Source organism: Bacillus sp. LR_5 (assembly GCF_042709275.1).
The window spans coordinates 1-1,212 of the sequence record NZ_JAVAXX010000601.1 but is presented as its reverse complement, the minus strand read 5'-3'; the positions used below and the strand labels follow the sequence as shown (position 1 = coordinate 1,212).

Annotated in this window: 2 protein-coding genes and 1 riboswitch; of the genes, one reads left to right on the top strand and one right to left on the bottom strand. The window is 41.7% G+C overall.

What is annotated here, in order from left to right:
- The first annotated feature begins 6 nt into the window (after nt 1-6).
- Complete coding sequence (locus tag RAC86_RS38855; protein WP_003225461.1) at nt 7-255, top strand: ferredoxin; 249 nt, start codon at nt 7-9, stop codon at nt 253-255.
- Nucleotides 256-294: 39 nt separating this feature from the next.
- Here the strand turns inward: RAC86_RS38855 and fmnP are convergent, their stop codons facing one another.
- Nucleotides 295-867, bottom strand: coding sequence for a riboflavin transporter FmnP (fmnP, locus tag RAC86_RS38850; RefSeq protein ID WP_029726755.1), 573 nt, complete (start codon nt 865-867; stop codon nt 295-297).
- Nucleotides 868-1,020: 153 nt separating this feature from the next.
- Nucleotides 1,021-1,155, bottom strand: a riboswitch (FMN riboswitch).
- Nucleotides 1,156-1,212: the final 57 nt, after the last annotated feature.

Sequence of the window (1,212 nt, the reverse complement as noted above, 5' to 3'; positions counted from 1 at the left end):
TTATTCATGGCAAAGTACACAATCGTAGACAAAGATACATGTATTGCATGCGGCGCTTGCGGAGCTGCTGCACCAGACATTTACGATTACGATGATGAAGGCATCGCGTTCGTAACGCTTGATGAAAACAAAGGTGTTGTCGAAGTTCCTGAGGTACTGGAAGAAGATATGATTGACGCATTTGAAGGATGCCCTACTGATTCCATCAAAGTGGCGGATGAGCCATTTGAAGGCGACCCGCTTAAATTTGAATAGAAGTAACTAAAAAAAGCTCCCGAACGGGAGCTTTTTTATTTAATGGATATGTGCACTTCGCTGCTGCTCAATCCATGGCTTAAGCTTGATAAAAATTAGTGAGAATACAACCGTAATTACAATACCTTTTATCATGTTAAACGGCAGGATACCTGCGACGACTGCTGTTTTTAGCGCGCTGTCGGATAATGCCGGTGAATGTAAAAACCACGTGTATGCCGGAAGAATCAGAACATAATTTAAAATACTCATTAAAATGGTCATCGCTGCAGTTCCCAAAAGCAGGCTGACAACCAAGCCCTTTGCTGAGTTGAGTTTTTTAAATAAGAAAGCAGTCGGTAATATAAAGAGTGTTCCTGCAATAAAATTCGCAACTTGCCCTACAGGAACTCCGGCCATGCTTCCCTGAATGATATACTGAAGAACATTTTTTATCGCTTCTACGGCAATACCCGCCAAAGGTCCGTAAATCAGAATGGCAATAATAGCGGGAACGTCGCTAAAATCGATTTTTAAATAATCCGGAAGACCCGGAAACGGGAAATTTAACAGCATCAAAACAAATGCAATGCTGCTCAGCATGCTGACCACAACTAATTTTTTTACTTTCACTTCATTCTCTCCTTTTCGATCACATCTTACTCGAAAACGGAAAGGTTCTTTTCCAGCCAATAAAAAAACCGCTTCATATATAAAAGCGGGGTTTCGAAAATTAGGCTAGGCAAAGAAACGTTTGAAAAATTCAATTTCAAAACGTTTATGAACCTCCATCTTCTCCCATCCAGACTGTACTGTCGGCTCCGGAATCTCACCGAATCCTGCTGTAAAGACAGCTCGCGGGCTTAGAGCCATTGGCTCATCACCGCCGGTAGGGAATTTCACCCTGCCCCGAAGATTGATCACATGAAATTTAATTACATTATAAACGATAACTGGTTGGCTGTATAGAGAATTGCT